Source organism: Roseococcus sp. SDR, from assembly GCF_019083995.1.
Taxonomy (GTDB): domain Bacteria; phylum Pseudomonadota; class Alphaproteobacteria; order Acetobacterales; family Acetobacteraceae; genus Roseococcus.
This window is the reverse complement of the sequence record NZ_JAHRCU010000001.1, coordinates 138,935-153,141: the sequence shown is the minus strand read 5'-3', so window position 1 is coordinate 153,141 and position 14,207 is coordinate 138,935. Positions and strand designations below refer to the sequence as shown.

Genomic DNA, 14,207 nt, shown 5'->3' with positions numbered 1-14,207 from the left:
CAAGAACCACCGGCCTGTTGCTGCTTGTCCTGACCGGCCTGGGCTGGGGGTCCAACTGGCCCGCCCTGCAGGTTCTGCTGCGCGAGATGCCGCCGCTGGCCGCGCGCTCCTATGCCGGCCTCGCCTCCTCCTTCGTCTTCGGCCTCGGCGCGCTGGCCTTCGGCGTGCGGCTGGCCGTGCCGCGCCCGCTCTGGGGGCGGCTTGCGCTCTATGCGGCGCTGAACGTCACGGCCTGGATGGGCCTCGCGACCGTCGGCCTGCTCTGGCTGAGTGCCGCCGAGGCCGCGACACTCGCCTACACCATGCCGGTCTGGGCCGCGCTGCTGGCCTGGCCCATCCTGGGCGAGAAGCCGAGCCTGACCAAGCTGCTGGCGCTGGCGCTCGGCATCGGCGGCGTCGTGATCCTCTTCGCCGGGCGGGGGCTGGATGTGGGCCTGGCCAAGCTGCCGGGGATGCTGCTGCTGCTGGGCTCGGCCATGTTCTTCGCGTTGGGCGCCGTGCTGGCCAAGCGCTACCCGCTGCCCATGCATCCCGTGGCGGCGATGGTCTGGCAGGTGGGGCTGGGCTGCCTGCCGCTGTTTCTGCTGTCGCCCTTCCTGGAGACGGTGCGCCTCTCCGAGCTCTCGCCCCTCGGCTGGTTCCTGATGGCATGGATGGCGGTGGTGGCACTCGGCATCGCCTATCTCGCCTGGTTCGGCGCGCTGGCGCGGCTGCCGGCCTCGACGGCCACCATCGGCACATTGCTGGTGCCGATCGTCGCCGTCCTCGCCACGGGCCTCCTGCTGGGCGAGCCGCTCGGCCTGCGCGAATGGTCGGCGCTCGGCTTCACGCTGGCGGGCGTGCTGCTCGCCACACGGCGGCCGGCATGAACCAGCGCCAGGTCGGGCTCCTGCTGCTGATGCTGACGGCGGTGAACTGGGGCGCCACCTGGCCCATCATGAAATTCCTGCTGACGGAATTGCCGCCGCTCACCATGCGCGCCATCGGCACGGCCATCCTCGCCCTGGTGCTGGCGGGCGGCGCGCTGGCCTTCGGCGTGAGGCTGCATGTCCCGCGCGAGCAGCGGCCGCGCCTCATCCTCTTCGCGCTGCTCAACATCACCGCCTGGATGGCCTTCGGCACGCTGGCGCTGCGCTGGCTGACGGCGTCAGAGGCCGCAATCCTCGCCTACACCATGCCGGTCTGGGCCGCGCTCTTCGCCTGGCCCATCCTCAGCGAGAAGCCGGGGCCGCGCCGCATCGCGGGGCTCATCCTCGGCTTCGGCAGCATCCTCATCCTTTTTGCCGGGCGCGGCGTGGAACTGGGCCTCGCCAAGCTGCCCGGCCTGCTCTTCATCCTCGCCTCCGCGCTGCTCTTCGCGCTGGGGGCCGTGCTGTCGAAGCGGCGCCCGCTGGTGCTGCACCCGATCACGGCGCTGGCCTGGCAGATGGCGATCGGCTGCCTGCCCATGGCGCTCCTCGCGCCGCTGCTGGAGACGTTCCAGCCCTCCCTCGTCACGCCGCCCGTCTGGTTCTGGTTCGGCTGGTTCATGATCTTCTCCATGGGCGTCTCCTACCTCACCTGGTTCGGCGCGCTGGCCCGCCTCCCCGCCTCCACGGCGGCCATCGGCACGCTGCTGGCGCCCGTTCTCAGCGTGATGGGCGCTGGCGTCTTTCTGGGCGAGCCCTTGGGCTGGCGCGAGGCGCTGGCGCTTTGCGGCACGCTGGCCGCGGTGGCGCTGGCGGTGGGAGTGCGCGATAAGCCGGCATGACCCCGCTTCTTCGCCTGCAGCCCGGCCGCGACCGCCGCGTGAAATCCGGCCACCCCTGGGCCTATTCCAACGAGATCGTGATGGATGCCGCGGCCCGCGCCCTGCCGCCCGGCAGCGCCGTCCGCCTCGAAGGCGATGACGGCGTGAAGCACGGCATCTGGCACTTCAACCCGCACAGCCTGATTGCCGCCCGCGTGCTGGACAGAGGCGCCACCGCCGCGCCCGACGCCGCCTGGTTCACCGCCCGCATCGGCCGCGCGCTGGCGCTGCGTGAGCGGCTGGGCGTGGCGCGCCATTGCCGCCTGGCGCATGCGGAAGCCGACGGCCTGCCCGGCCTGATCATCGACCGCTTCGACGATGTGGTGGCGATCCAGGCCAATACCGCCGGCATGGAGGCCGCGACACCGCTCATCGTCGAAGCGCTGCGCAGCTTGCTCAACCCGCGCAGCATCCTCGCCCGCAATGACAGCGCCGTGCGCGGCCTGGAAGGCCTGCCGCTCGAGACGAAGCTGCTGCACGGCAGCGAGGCCGAGGCGCGCGTCGAGGAAGGCGGCCTCGCCTTCGCGGTGGACCTGCTCTCGGGCCAGAAGACCGGCTGGTTCTTCGACCAGCGCGAGAACCGCGCGCGCGTCGCCGCCCTGGCGGAGGGCGCCACCATGCTCGACGCCTTCTGCCACACCGGCGGCTTCGGCCTCATGGCGGCGAAGGCCGGCGCGCGGCAGGTCACGCTGCTCGACCGTTCCCAGCCCGCGCTTGATCTGGCGCTCGCTTCCGCCGCCGCGAATGGCCTGGCCGATCGCGTCACCGCCCGCCGCGGCGAGGCGCTGGAGACGCTGGAGCGCATGATCGGCGCCGGCGAGCGCTTCGACGTGGTGGTGGCGGACCCGCCCGCCTTCGCCAAATCGCGCAAGGACATTCCGCAGGCGCTGCGCGCCTATCAGCGCCTGGCGCGCATCTGCGCGCAGCTCGTGAACCCGGGCGGCTTCCTCTTCATCGCCTCCTGCTCGCACCATGCTTCCCCGCCGGAATTCGCGGCCGCGGTGGCAGAGGGCGTCTGGCGCGCGCGGCGCGAGGCGCGGCTGTTGGCCAGCGTTGGCGCGGGGCCGGACCATCCGGTGCACCCCATGCTGCCCGAGAGCGCCTATCTCAAGGGGCAGCTCCTGCAACTCGCGTGACGCGGGCGGAGGCCTATCGGCGCACGCTCTATCACGCGGGCGAAGTCCGCGTGCGCATCGGTCGGCGCAGCGCCTCGGCAGATGCCTGGATGGCCCGGCACGGCGCGCGGGAGGCCGGCTTCATCACCGCCTGGAACCCGATGAGCCGCCCCATGCCAAGCGCCTGGAACCGGGCGGCCCAGGCGCGCCTCACGCGTGATCTGCGCGGCGCCGCCCGCGCCATGGGCGAAGGCGCGCTGAACAGGTGGCGGGAGGAGATGTGGCTCGCCGCCCTGCCGCGGCGCGACCTGCTGCGCCTCGCCCGGCGCCATCGCCAGGCCGCCATCGTCTGGCTGCGCCATGGCCGTCCGGCCCGGCTGCATTTCACCTCTGCGGGATGACCGACACTTCCCGTGGAAAATCTGCGAGACGCCACAGCCCGAGGTAATGCGTGCGCCAAATCGGCTCCGGCGCGCCGAAGGGCGGCAGCATGATGTCGCGGTGCCGCGATTGCCGGACGCCGAAACGCGGCATTTCGACATTCGGATGGCCGACATTGTTTGACGCGAGCAGCAGCCGGGAGCCTGAGCGGCGCATGTTCACGAGCGCGGCCGCCACATCGGCGAAGCAGAAATGGTTGAGCAGGTCCTTGCAGAAGATCAGGTCCACGCGGGGCGGCACCTCGCGTGTGATGTCCAGCCGCTCGAACCGCCGCCCCGGGTGACGGGCGCGGTTGTCTGCGATGATCTCCGGCACGATGTCGAAGCCCAGATAGGCGAGCCCGGGGACGCTCTCCAGAAACAGCGGCATCCAGTTGAAGTCGCCGCAGGGAATGTCGGCGAGGCTGCGCACCTCATGCCCCTCCACCGTCCCGCGCAGGGCCTCGATCGCGTCCCGCACCTGCCCGGAATCAAGCCGCGAGCCGGGCCCGGAGCGGGTCTCCGGGTCGCCCCAGCGGTTGCCGCGGTAGAAGCGGGCGAAGCGGTCCTGCAAGGTCCGGTCGCGGCGGGCGACAAGGACGGCCTTCATACGGTTCAGCAACCACACGCCCCGCCCCCCAACGCTTGCGGGGCGCGTCAGAGATAGCGCTGGATGTCCAGCGTGCTCTCGCGCCCCACCTTGTCCAGGCTCTCGCGGATGAAGAGGTCCGCCGCCTCCCAGCCATAGTCGCGCAGCGTCTGGAGAAAATCCCAGTCGCCGTTGAACTTGGTGCTGAGCTTGAAAGCGCGCATGCGCGGCTCATCCTCGATGGAATGGAGGAAGATGCGGCGATAGCGCGGCTGCTCCAGCCGCCCCGCCTCCAGCATGCGCTGCACGAAATCAATGGCGCGCATCTCGCTCATCAGCGAGGCGTTGAAGCTGATCTCGTTCAGCCGGTTCATGATGTCCGACGTCGTGGTCGGCAATTCGGGCCGCAGCAGCGGGTTCAGCTGCACCAGGATGATGTCCGCCGCCATGCGCTCGTGATAGAGCGGCCAGAGCGCCGGATTGCCGAGATAGCCGCCATCCCAATAGGCCTCGCCGTCGATCTCCACCGCCTTGAAGACGTTGGGCAGGCAGGCCGAGGCCAGCAGCGCATCCACCGTGATCTCGCTGCGCGTGAAGACCTTGGGCTTGCCCGTCCGCACATTGGTGGCCGAGATGAACAGGCGGATCGCGTTCTTGTCGGCGCGCAGCCGTGCGAGGTCCAGGCTCTGGTCCAGCGCCTTGCGCAGCGGGTTGAACTCCATCGGGAAGGGGTTCAGCTGGTACGGCGACATGACGCGCGTCATCGTGTCGAAGGCATTCCAGGCCAGGCTGTATTGCAGATCCCAGCCCCAGAGCGCCTTCTCGATCGGTGTCGCCTTCAGCGGCGAGACGGCGAATTTGGCCCCGAGCGCGCGCCAGAAGCGGTTCAGTGCATCCTTCGCCCCCTGCCGCCCGCCTTCCAGCAGGCCCAACGCCAGCACAGCGCCGTTGATGGCGCCTGCCGAGGTGCCGGAAAGCCCGTCGAACTCGATCCGCTCCTCCTCCAGCAGCCGCTCCAGCGCGCCCCAGGTGAAGGCGCCATGCGTGCCGCCACCCTGCAAGGCGAGGTTCACGCGGCGCGTGGTCTTCTGGACGACCGCCGGCGTGGCGACGGAGGGGGTGCTGTCCATCAGGCCGCGAGCCAGCCGCCGTCGATGGACAGCGCCGAACCATTCACCCCGCCCGAACCGGGGCCGACGAGCCAGAGCGCCATCTGCGCCACCTCATCCACCTCGATCCAGCGCTTGGAGGGCTGCTTGGCCAGCAGGTGATCCTTCAGCGCCACCTCCTCGCTCACGCCGAATTTTTCCGCCAGCGGCGGCACCTGGGCCTCGGCGAGCGGCGTGCGGACGAAGCCCGGGCAGATCGCGTTGCACGTCACATTCGCCTGCGCGATCTCGAGCGCCACCGACTTCGTCAGCCCCACCACGCCATGCTTGGCGGCCACGTAGGCCGTCTTGTAGGGGCTCGCCACCAGGCCGTGCGCACTCGCCACATTGATGATGCGGCCGTAATTGCGCGAGAGCATCCCCGGCAGCGCCGCCGCGATCGCGTGGAAATTGCTGCTCATGTTGATGGCGATGATCGCGTCCCACTTCTCAGGCGGGAAATCCTGCACGGGCGAGACGAACTGGATGCCCGCATTGTTCACCAGGATGTCGAGCTTGCCGAACTCGGCCTCGGCGGCGGCCACCATGCCGCGCACCTCGGCCGGCTTGGACATGTCGGCGCCGCTATAGGGCGCCTCGGCCACGCCCATCAGCGCGCCGATCTCGGCCCGGGCCTTCGCGATCTCCTCGGGCTTGCCGAAGCCATTGAGCATCACCTTTGCCCCGGCCTCCGCGTAAAGCCTGGCGATGCCGAGGCCGATGCCGCTCGTCGAGCCGGTGATCAGGGCGGTCTGCCCCTCCAGGATGCGTTCCATGTGATGAGCCTCAACCTTGATCTTTGTGCATCGCAATACCGCAAAGGTCCGGAAGTCTCAACCGCGCGACAGATGAGACAGAGCCAAGGATCATCCTGCGACAGAGGGAGGGCATTCTGCGTTCAACAGAGCTTCACCCCTTCGGAGACAATCCCATGCGCCAGATCCTGATCGCCGCCGCCGCCCTGATCGCCCTGACCGCCCAGGCCGATGCCGCCTCGCGCATCCCGGCGCCGCAGACCAGCGCGGTGCAGCTGACGGGCGGGCTGGGCAATGGCCTGCGCCCTGCCCTGCCGGCCGATGGCCAGGTGGCGCAGATCGCCCCCGCCCGCGGCGAGTGAAGCTTGCGGCGCAGCGTCCGGCATGGAAAATGCCGTCTCCCAGCCAGGAGTTGCGCCCATGTCCACCACCCAGGACCCCGCCGCCGAGATTCTCGCCGAGCAGCGCCGCCAGGCCCGGATCGACATGGCCGCCGCCCATCGCCTGGCCGTGATGCACGATTATCACGAGGCGATCGACAACCACTTCACCCTGCTGGTCCCCGGCCGCCCGGGCCGCTTCTACCTCAACGCCTTCGGCCTGCACTGGTCCGAGGTGACGGCGAGCAACCTGATCGAAGTGGCGTTCGACGGCACGATCCTGGAGGGCACGGGCCCCGCCGACCGCACCGCCATCTGCATCCATGCGCCGATCCACGCCATCACCGGCGCCGAATGCGTGCTGCACACCCACATGCCCTACATCACCGCGCTGTCGCAGCTCGAGGACATGACGCTGGAGATGACCGGCCAGAACGCGCTGCAATTCCACGACCGCATCGCCTATGACTATGACTACAACGGCTTCGCCCTGGAACATGAGGAGGGCGAGCGCATGGCCGCCCTGATGCAGGGCAAGCCCATCCTGATGCTGGCCAATCACGGCGTCGTCGTCACCGGCAAGTCGGTGGCCCAGGCCTATCACCGCCTCTATTTCCTGGAGCGCGCGGCGCGCACGCAGCTCTTCTCCATGTGGACCAATGCCCGCCGCCGCTTCGTCAAGGCCGAGGTGCTGGAGAAGATGAAGGCCCAGGCCGCCTGGCAGGACCCGACGCACAGCATGAGCGGCCCCGAATACCATTTCGCCGCGCTGAAGCGCGTGTTGGACCGGACCGATCCCGGCTACGCGGACTGATGTTTGCGCTCCGGCCGAGCCGGTCCATATGGGGGCGATGACCGCCCCCGCTTTGCTCTGGTTCCGTCAGGATCTTCGCCTCGCCGACAATCCCGCCCTCGCCGCGCTCGACGGGCGGCCGGCGCTTTTCGTCTATATCCTGGATGACGAAACCGCCGGCGCCTGGGCCCATGGCGGCGCGCAGCGCTGGTGGCTGCATCATTCGCTGGCCTCGCTCGCCGAGGGCCTCGCCGCGCGCGGCGCCACGCTGCACCTGGCGCGCGGGCCGGCCACCCGCATCATTCCCGAACTGGCGGCCGCCATCGGCGCAGGCGAGGTGATCGCCGGCCGCCTCTACGAGCCCTGGGCCCGCAGCCGCGACGCCGCCATCGCGAAGTCGCTGGAAGCCGAGGGCCGCAAGCTCAGCCTGCACACCTCCTCCCTGCTGCATGAGCCGCACCGCATCCGCACCGGCACGGGCAAGCCCTATTCGGTCTACACGCCCTTCTCCCGCGCGCTCTTCGCCCTGGGCGAACCGCCGCCGCCCATCCCCGCGCCGGAGCGCCTGAACAGCGTCACGCATCCGGGTCTGCCGCTCGATGCGCTGGAACTGCTGCCCAGGCTCGACTGGGCGCGGGAATTCCCCACGCACTGGCAGCCGGGCGAGGCGGGCGCCGCCGCCCGCATCAAGGCCTTCACCGCCATCAGGCGCTACGACGACACGCGCAATACGCCCGGGATCGCCGGCACCTCCGGCCTCAGCCCGCATCTGCGCTTCGGCGAGATCAGCCCGCGCCAGCTCTGGCACGCGGCGCGGGCGGCGGGTGTCACGGGCGACGCCACCTTCCTCAAGGAAATCCTCTGGCGCGAATTCGCCTATCACCTGCTCTGGCACCGCCCCGAACTGCCCGAGGCGCCGCTGCAGGAGAGCTTCGCGAACTTCCCCTGGCAGCCCGATGACAAGCTGCTGCGCGCCTGGCAGCGCGGGATGACGGGCTATCCCATCGTGGATGCCGGCATGCGCCAGCTCTGGCGGACGGGCTGGATGCACAATCGCGTGCGGATGATCACCGCCTCCTTCCTGGTGAAGCACCTGCTGCAGCCCTGGCGGGCGGGCCAGGCCTGGTTCTGGGACACGCTGCTGGATGGGGACCTCGCCTCCAACGCCGCCTCCTGGCAGTGGGTGGCGGGCTGCGGCGCCGATGCCGCGCCCTATTTCCGCGTCTTCGCCCCCGTCCTCCAGGGCGAGAAATTCGACGCGGATGGCGCCTATGTCCGCCGCTGGGTGCCCGAGATCGCCGCCCTGCCGGACAAGTACATCCATAAGCCCTGGGAAGCGCCCGACATCCTCCTGCGCGGCGCCAACCTCCGCCTCGGCGTGGATTATCCGCGCCCCATCATGGACCACGCCAAGGGCCGCGCCCGGGCGCTCGACGCCTATGCCGAGATGCGCGGCGCCGCCCCATGAAGCTCGACCCGGCAAGCCTGCGTGCCCGCGGCTTTTCCGGGCTGCGCGTGGTGGGCGATGTGCATGGCGAGCCCACGGCGCTCGCCACCGCCATCCGTGGCGCGGCGGAGGAAGGGCTGTTCCTGCTGCAATTGGGCGACCTGACCGATTACGGCCCGGATTCGCCCGGCGTGCTGCGCCTGATCTTCAACCTGCTGGATGACGAGGCGGGCCTCTTCCTGCTTGGCAACCATGACCACAAGCTGCGCCGCGCGCTGACCGGCGCGCGCGTCCGCAGCCCGGCCGAGGCCACGCCGCGCACGCTGGAACAGCTCCACGCCGCGCCCGACGGCCCGGCGCTGGCCGCGCGGGCCGTGGCCGAGATCGCGCAGGCCCCGGCCTGGTGGCGCATCGGCCCGCTCTTCTTCGTCCATGCCGCCTTTCACAAGGGCATGCTGCTGCAGGCGCCGCCGCGCGAGGCCGGGGCGCGCAAGCCCGATGCCCTCACCTCCCGCGCGCTCTTCGGCCAGGTGACGGGCGGCACGACGCAGGAAGGCTACCCCGAGCGCGTGCTGCATTGGGTGGATGCGATCCCGCCCGGCCTCACCGTCTATGTCGGGCACGACCAGCGCTCGCGCGATGGCCGGCCGTGGGAGACGCGCGGCCGCATGGGCGGGCGGGCCATCTTCATGGACACCGGCTCCGGCAAGGGCGGCCACCTCTCCTGGGTGGATCTGCCGCTGCCCGAGCAGAGGTTCTTGGTGTCTTAGAACTTGCGAGGCTGATTCACCGCTTCGGCGATGCCGCCTCAGCGGATCAGGCCTGACTTCCGCGAGGCTGATTCACCGCTTCGGCGATGCCGCCTCAGCGGATCAGGCCTGACTTCCGCGAGGCTGATTCACCGCTTCGGCGATGCCGCCTCAGCGGATCAGGCTCGGCCCCAGATCGCCGGATTCGCCAGCAATTCCGCGCATTTCGCCGCGATGGCATCGAGCAGCGCGGCCCCCTTCTCCGGGCTCGCGCGCCGCGCATCGCCGACCACGCCGGTCGGCGTGAGTTCCTTGAAGCTTCGGCGCATCAAGAGTCCGGGTGGCTGCCCGGCCACGCGCGTGGAGGCCGGGCCATGCGCCTCCGGCAGCCGGTCCGGCCGCACACCCTCGGGCAGCAGGCTCCACACCATGGAGGTCTCGGCCTCACAGGCATGCATGAGCGTCGGTTGATCCTGCAGCAGGGGCGCGATCACCTCGGGCACCATGTGCCAATAGGTGCCTCCGCCGACATGGATGCCGAATTCCACCGCGAGGTCGGTGGCCGCCGTGCCGATCGCCTCCGCATTGCCGCCATGGCCGTTCAGCAGGAAGACGCGCCTGAAGCCATGCCGCGCGGCGGATTTCACCACATGGCGCAGCACCGCCTGGAAGGTCGCGCTATCGAGCGTCACGGTGCCGCCAAAGGCCATGTGATGCTCGGCGAGCCCGTGCCAGACCACCGGCGTCACCAGCGCGGGATGCCCCGCCGCCACAAGCTTGCGCGCCGTCTCCAGCGCGACGTTGCCGCCGAGGATGATGTCGGTCCCGGTCACCAGCGCCGGCCCGTGCTGTTCCAGCGAGGCGACGGGGACGATGAGCAGCGCGTCCTCCGCGGCCGCCGCCTGCACCTCGGCGGCGGTGAGCTTCATCCATTCAAGACTGCGGGCCATGGGGCGTTCCTCCAGACAGGTCGGCGCGCAGCATTCCGCCGCGCCGCCCCTCCGTCAAACCCCCGCCCGCCCGGCGGAAGGCTTATTCCGCGACGGCGCCCGAGGCTTCCACCAGCTCGCGCCAGACCGGCACCTGCGCGCGCCAGAACTCGCCAAAGGCGGCCGGCGTCGCATCCGGCATGGGCTGGATGGTGAGGCCGAGCAGGCGCGTGCGCACCTCCTCCATCGCCAGAACGCGCGCGATCGCGCCATGCATCGTGGCGATGGCGGGGTCCGGCGTGCCGGTCGCGGCCACCACGCACCACCAGTTCAGCGCATCAATGCCCGAGCCCGGCAGCAACTCGCCCATGCTCGGCACATTCGCGATCTCGGGCACATAGTCCACGCGGGCCTGGCTGCCGACGGCGAGTGCCCGGAACCGCCCCTCGCGCACATGCGGCAGAAGCGCGGGCATCACATCGAACATCATGTCGATATTGCCCGAGATGAGGTCCTGGATGGCCGGTCCGCCGCCGCGATAGGGCACATGCGTCATGTCCGCATTGGTCTGCCGCTTCACGCGCTCGAAGAACAGATGGCTGATCGTGCCCGTGCCGCTGCTGCCCATCGTCACCCGGCCCGGGTTGCGGCGGGCGAATTCGATCTGCTCCTGGAAGGTGCGCCAGGGGCGCTGGGCATTCACCACCCAGAGCAGCGTGCCGATGCCCACGCGCGTGACGGGCGCGAAGTCGCGCAGCGGCACGAAGGGCATGCGGTTGCCGTAGAGATAGGTGTTGGCCGTCAGCACATTGGCCGAGGTCAGCAGCCAGGTGTGGCCATCCTTCTCCGCCTGGATGACCGATTGCGCGCCGATATTGCCGCCGGCGCCGGGCCGGTTCTCCACCACCACCGTCTGGCCCAGGATGGGCTGCAGCCGCTCGGCCATCAGGCGGGCGATGATGTCATTGGCGCCGCCCGGCGCGATGGGAACGACGATGCGGACGGAGCGGCTCGGCATCCAGGCCTGGGCCAGGGCGGGTGCGGCGAGGAGGGGCGCGCCAAGCGCGCCGAGGATGAGGCTGCGGCGGGGGGTGTGGTGCATCTGCGGAACTCTCCTGCGTTGGAGCCCTTCAACCGCGCGAGGGGCCTCCGGTCAAGGCAAGGATGACGTCGCGTTCAGGAATTTCGCGGCCTCGGCGCGCATCGCGGCGATCTTCTCCGGCGCCATCTTGCGGAAGGTGTTGAGCGGCATGGCCATGCGCGGATTTCCGGCGAAATCCTCGGCATGCCGGGCGATGAAATCCCAGTAGAGGAAGTTGAAGGGGCAGGCGCCCTCGCCCGTCGCGCGCTTCACGTCATACCGGCAACGGCCGCAATGATTGCCCATCCGGTTGATATAGGCGCCGCTTGCCGCATAGGGCTTGCTGGCCATGATGCCGCCATCGGCATGCAGCGCCATGCCATGGGTATTGGGCAGTTCCACCCATTCGAAGGCATCGGCATAGACGGCGAGGTACCATTCCTGCACCTGCAGCGGATCAATCCCCGCCAGCAGCGCGAAATTCCCCGTCACCATGAGCCGCTGGATGTGATGCGCGTAAGCGAGGTCCCGCGTCTGGCCGATCGCCGCATCCATGCAGCGCATGCCCGACTGGCCCGTCCAGTAGAAGCCGGGCAGCGGGCGCCGCGCATCGAGCGCATTGGTCGCGCCATAGCCAGGCATCTTGAACCAGTAGAGGCCGCGCACGTATTCGCGCCAGCCCAGGATCTGGCGGATGAAGCCCTCCGCCGCGTTCAGCGGCACGCGGCCCTGGCGATACGCCTCCTCCGCCGCCGCGCAGACCTCGCCCGGCAGCAGCAGGCCGATATTGAGGCTGGTGGAGATCAGGCTGTGGAACAGCGTCGCCTCGCCCTCCGCCAGCGCGTCCTGGTAGTCGCCGAAGCGCGGCAGGCGGTCGGTGATGAAGGATGCCAGCGCCCGCTTCGCCTCCGCCGCCGTCACCGGCCAGTTGAAACCCTCCAGCCTGCCGAAATGCGCGGGGAATTCGCGGGTGACGAGCGCCATCACCTCATGCGTGATCTCATCCGGCGCGAAGCGCGGCGGTGTGGGCGGCACCAGCCCCTTGGGCAGCGGCTTGCGGTTCTCCGCATCGTAGTTCCATTCGCCGCCCTCGGGCTTGTCGCCCTGCATGAGGAAGCCGGTGGCGCGGCGCATCTCGCGGTAGAAGAACTCCATCCGGAGCTGCTTCTTGCCTTGCGCCCAGCGCCGGAAGAATCCGAGATCGGCCAGGAAGCGCGTGTCGTCCCGGATCTCGACGGGCAGGCCATGCGCCGCCTCCCACCCCTCCATCTCTTGCCGCACGCGCCATTCGCCGGGCTCGGTCGCCACGATGCGCGCGGGCTTGTGCCGCGCGACGGCGCGCGCGACCTCGCCCGAGAAGCTGTGCGTATTCGCCGGATCATCCAGCGCGACATGGTCCACCCGCACGCCCCGCGCCCGCAGCGCGCGCGCGAAATGCCGCATGGCGGACAGGATCAGCGCGATCTTCTGCGGATGGTGCGGCACATAGGTGCATTCGCCCCGCACCTCCATCATCAGCACCACATCCCGCGCCGGGTCGAGATCCTCCAGCGCCGAGAGCGAGGCGGAGCACTGGTCGCCCAGGACCAGACGAAGGCTAGGCTGCGGCATAGATCACGGTGCTGCCGTCATCGCCCTTGACCTGATAGGCGGTCCAACGGCCCGAGGCGTCGAATTCCAGCACCGCCTCGATCTCGCCCGCGGTCCGCCAGCGCACGCCGCCCCCCACCGCCTCGCGCGTCCAGCGCAGATCGAGCGGCTTGCCCGTGGTCGTGCCGAAGAGCGGCACCGAACCCCCGAAGCGCTGCGGCTCCCACCAGGACAGCGGTGCGGCCTGCGCCGGCAGGTTCAGCGCGCCCTCGGGTCCGCGCAGCGTCACGCCGGAACCCGTGGCCTGCGCCTCCACCTCCGTGATGGTGCCGTTGCGGTTCAGGCTGGAGCGGACCGAGACGAAGCGCCCGCCCCGCGTCACCTCCGTCAACCTGTGTTCATAGCGATAGACCACCACGCCCATCACCCGCGGTGTCACGAGATTCTCCGAAACCGCGATCCGCTCGCCGCCGCGCTCGGTGAAGGTGATGTTGTGCGTGCCGATGGCGGTCCCGTTGCGCATGACGCGCCAGCGGTAATCCGCCTGGCCCCCCGTCTGCCCTTGGGCCAGAGCCGGGGTCGCCGCGAGAAGCAGCGGCAGGGAACGTCTTGCGATCATGGTCATCCGGCCTTGGTGCGGAGGGTGGAGCGCCCGCCATCCACCGCGATCACCTGCCCCGTGATCCAGCCGGCGGCGGGCGAGAGCAGCATATCCGCCACGGCCGCAATGTCATCCGCCTCGCCCAGCCGGGGCAGCGGATGCAGCCTGGCGATCGCCTCCGCCATGGCCGGGTTGCGCGTCAGCGGCTCGGCCATGGCGGTCCGCGTCAGGCTGGGGGCGATGCAGTTCACCCGGATCGCAGGCGCCAGCTCGGCGGCGAGTGCCACCGTCATTCCCTCCACCGCCGCCTTGGCGGCGGCGATGGCGAGGTGGTTGGCGAAGCCCGTTCGCGCCGCGACGCTGCTGAACAGCACCACGCTGCCGCCCGAAAGCGCGGGGACCGCCGCCTGCACGGCAAGTGCGGCCGCCACCGCGTTCAGCCGGAACGCGTCCAGCAAGTCGGATTCGGTGGTCCGCAGCGCCGGCTTGAGCAGGATGGAGCCCACGCAGAAGGCAAGGCCCGAAAGCGGCGCGCCCAGACCCTGGATCGCGGCCTTCAGCGCCGCGGCATTGGTCACATCCGCCACCACGCTCTCCGCACCGGGCAGTTCCGCCGCCAGCGCCGCGAGACGGCCCGCATCGCGCGCCAGCAGCACGGGCCGGGCTCCCCGCGCCGCCACCCGCCGCGCCAGCGCCGCGCCCACACCGCCCGTGGCCCCCAGGATCAGCACCCGCTCCGTCATGAAAACTCCATATGCGCCCGAACAGGCGGCAGAGGTGGGGTCCCTCGCCCATTCGGAAAGCCCCACCCCTTGAAGGGGG

At 70.1% G+C, this 14,207-nt stretch carries 16 protein-coding genes; 8 read left to right on the top strand and 8 right to left on the bottom strand.

All coding sequences use genetic code 11. The annotated features are described in order from the left end of the window. The first annotated feature begins 17 nt into the window (after window positions 1-17). From KTR66_RS00740 to KTR66_RS24670, 4 genes are read left to right on the top strand one after another with little or no spacing between them, the layout of a single operon-like run. A complete protein-coding gene (locus KTR66_RS00740; RefSeq protein ID WP_249731750.1) occupies window positions 18-869 on the top strand; it encodes a DMT family transporter in 852 nt (283 codons plus the stop codon). Further along, window positions 866-1,750, top strand: coding sequence for a DMT family transporter (locus KTR66_RS00735; RefSeq protein WP_213609369.1), 885 nt, complete (start codon window positions 866-868; stop codon window positions 1,748-1,750). The genes KTR66_RS00740 and KTR66_RS00735 overlap by 4 nt, the downstream gene beginning before the upstream one ends. Beyond that, window positions 1,747-2,925: a class I SAM-dependent rRNA methyltransferase gene (locus KTR66_RS00730; RefSeq protein WP_213609368.1), complete on the top strand. Its 1,179-nt coding sequence runs from the start codon at window positions 1,747-1,749 to the stop codon at window positions 2,923-2,925. Before KTR66_RS00735 ends, KTR66_RS00730 begins: the two co-directional genes overlap by 4 nt. Continuing rightward, window positions 2,922-3,305 (top strand): DUF3293 domain-containing protein, encoded by a 384-nt coding sequence (locus KTR66_RS24670; protein WP_213609366.1) that lies wholly within the window; start codon window positions 2,922-2,924, stop codon window positions 3,303-3,305. Before KTR66_RS00730 ends, KTR66_RS24670 begins: the two co-directional genes overlap by 4 nt. Here KTR66_RS24670 and KTR66_RS00720 read toward each other — a convergent pair. Genes KTR66_RS00720 through KTR66_RS00710 form a run of 3 tightly spaced genes read right to left on the bottom strand, consistent with a single transcriptional unit; the run spans window position 3,289 to window position 5,836 of the window. Continuing rightward, window positions 3,289-3,933, bottom strand: coding sequence for a trans-aconitate 2-methyltransferase (locus KTR66_RS00720; protein WP_213609364.1), 645 nt, complete (start codon window positions 3,931-3,933; stop codon window positions 3,289-3,291). The genes KTR66_RS24670 and KTR66_RS00720 overlap by 17 nt on opposite strands. A gap of 47 nt (window positions 3,934-3,980) precedes the next feature. After that, entirely contained in the window at window positions 3,981-5,042 is a 1,062-nt protein-coding gene (locus KTR66_RS00715) for a patatin-like phospholipase family protein (protein ID WP_213609362.1), read from the bottom strand. Then, on the bottom strand, window positions 5,042-5,836 hold the full coding sequence (locus KTR66_RS00710) for a 3-hydroxybutyrate dehydrogenase (RefSeq protein ID WP_213609359.1): 795 nt from the start codon (window positions 5,834-5,836) through the stop codon (window positions 5,042-5,044). Before KTR66_RS00710 ends, KTR66_RS00715 begins: the two co-directional genes overlap by 1 nt. Window positions 5,837-5,991: 155 nt before the next feature. Between KTR66_RS00710 and KTR66_RS00705 the strand changes: the two genes are divergently transcribed. Genes KTR66_RS00705 through KTR66_RS00690 form a run of 4 tightly spaced genes read left to right on the top strand, consistent with a single transcriptional unit; the run spans window position 5,992 to window position 9,205 of the window. Beyond that, the gene (locus tag KTR66_RS00705) at window positions 5,992-6,177 is read left to right on the top strand and encodes a hypothetical protein (protein ID WP_213609357.1); all 186 of its coding nucleotides are present in this window, start codon (window positions 5,992-5,994) and stop codon (window positions 6,175-6,177) included. Between the two features lie 58 nt (window positions 6,178-6,235). Next, entirely contained in the window at window positions 6,236-7,009 is a 774-nt protein-coding gene (locus tag KTR66_RS00700) for a class II aldolase/adducin family protein (RefSeq protein WP_213609355.1), read from the top strand. A gap of 28 nt (window positions 7,010-7,037) precedes the next feature. Further along, complete coding sequence (locus KTR66_RS00695; protein WP_213609352.1) at window positions 7,038-8,456, top strand: deoxyribodipyrimidine photo-lyase; 1,419 nt, start codon at window positions 7,038-7,040, stop codon at window positions 8,454-8,456. Then, window positions 8,453-9,205 carry a metallophosphoesterase gene (locus KTR66_RS00690; RefSeq protein ID WP_213609350.1) on the top strand — a complete coding sequence of 251 codons (753 nt, stop codon included), beginning with the start codon at window positions 8,453-8,455 and terminating at the stop codon, window positions 9,203-9,205. The genes KTR66_RS00695 and KTR66_RS00690 overlap by 4 nt, the downstream gene beginning before the upstream one ends. 158 nt (window positions 9,206-9,363) lie before the next feature. Here the strand turns inward: KTR66_RS00690 and KTR66_RS00685 are convergent, their stop codons facing one another. From KTR66_RS00685 to KTR66_RS00665, 5 genes are all read right to left on the bottom strand, one after another. Then, window positions 9,364-10,134: a creatininase family protein gene (locus KTR66_RS00685; RefSeq protein ID WP_213609348.1), complete on the bottom strand. Its 771-nt coding sequence runs from the start codon at window positions 10,132-10,134 to the stop codon at window positions 9,364-9,366. A gap of 82 nt (window positions 10,135-10,216) precedes the next feature. Continuing rightward, complete coding sequence (locus KTR66_RS00680) at window positions 10,217-11,215, bottom strand: tripartite tricarboxylate transporter substrate binding protein (RefSeq protein ID WP_213609345.1); 999 nt, start codon at window positions 11,213-11,215, stop codon at window positions 10,217-10,219. Window positions 11,216-11,266: 51 nt separating this feature from the next. Then, entirely contained in the window at window positions 11,267-12,805 is a 1,539-nt protein-coding gene (locus KTR66_RS00675; protein ID WP_213609343.1) for a cryptochrome/photolyase family protein, read from the bottom strand. Further along, window positions 12,792-13,403: a DUF6134 family protein gene (locus KTR66_RS00670; RefSeq protein ID WP_213609340.1), complete on the bottom strand. Its 612-nt coding sequence runs from the start codon at window positions 13,401-13,403 to the stop codon at window positions 12,792-12,794. The genes KTR66_RS00675 and KTR66_RS00670 overlap by 14 nt, the downstream gene beginning before the upstream one ends. 2 nt (window positions 13,404-13,405) lie before the next feature. Then, entirely contained in the window at window positions 13,406-14,128 is a 723-nt protein-coding gene (locus KTR66_RS00665) for an SDR family NAD(P)-dependent oxidoreductase (RefSeq protein WP_213609338.1), read from the bottom strand. Window positions 14,129-14,207: the final 79 nt, after the last annotated feature.

Excerpts from the sequence above, each read along its gene's own strand:
- KTR66_RS00685 (WP_213609348.1), bottom strand. The coding sequence starts at position 10,134 with ATGGCCCGCAGTCTTGAATGGATGAAGCTCACCGCCGCCGAGGTGCAG.
- KTR66_RS00710 (WP_213609359.1), bottom strand. The coding sequence starts at position 5,836 with ATGGAACGCATCCTGGAGGGGCAGACCGCCCTGATCACCGGCTCGACG.
- KTR66_RS00675 (WP_213609343.1), bottom strand. The coding sequence starts at position 12,805 with ATGCCGCAGCCTAGCCTTCGTCTGGTCCTGGGCGACCAGTGCTCCGCC.
- KTR66_RS00700 (WP_213609355.1), top strand. The coding sequence starts at position 6,236 with ATGTCCACCACCCAGGACCCCGCCGCCGAGATTCTCGCCGAGCAGCGC.
- KTR66_RS00715 (WP_213609362.1), bottom strand. The coding sequence starts at position 5,042 with ATGGACAGCACCCCCTCCGTCGCCACGCCGGCGGTCGTCCAGAAGACC.
- KTR66_RS00720 (WP_213609364.1), bottom strand. The coding sequence starts at position 3,933 with ATGAAGGCCGTCCTTGTCGCCCGCCGCGACCGGACCTTGCAGGACCGC.
- KTR66_RS00690 (WP_213609350.1), top strand. The coding sequence starts at position 8,453 with ATGAAGCTCGACCCGGCAAGCCTGCGTGCCCGCGGCTTTTCCGGGCTG.
- KTR66_RS00680 (WP_213609345.1), bottom strand. The coding sequence starts at position 11,215 with ATGCACCACACCCCCCGCCGCAGCCTCATCCTCGGCGCGCTTGGCGCG.
- KTR66_RS00670 (WP_213609340.1), bottom strand. The coding sequence starts at position 13,403 with ATGATCGCAAGACGTTCCCTGCCGCTGCTTCTCGCGGCGACCCCGGCT.
- KTR66_RS00735 (WP_213609369.1), top strand. The coding sequence starts at position 866 with ATGAACCAGCGCCAGGTCGGGCTCCTGCTGCTGATGCTGACGGCGGTG.
- KTR66_RS00665 (WP_213609338.1), bottom strand. The coding sequence starts at position 14,128 with ATGACGGAGCGGGTGCTGATCCTGGGGGCCACGGGCGGTGTGGGCGCG.
- KTR66_RS00695 (WP_213609352.1), top strand. The coding sequence starts at position 7,038 with ATGGGGGCGATGACCGCCCCCGCTTTGCTCTGGTTCCGTCAGGATCTT.
- KTR66_RS00730 (WP_213609368.1), top strand. The coding sequence starts at position 1,747 with ATGACCCCGCTTCTTCGCCTGCAGCCCGGCCGCGACCGCCGCGTGAAA.
- KTR66_RS00705 (WP_213609357.1), top strand. The coding sequence starts at position 5,992 with ATGCGCCAGATCCTGATCGCCGCCGCCGCCCTGATCGCCCTGACCGCC.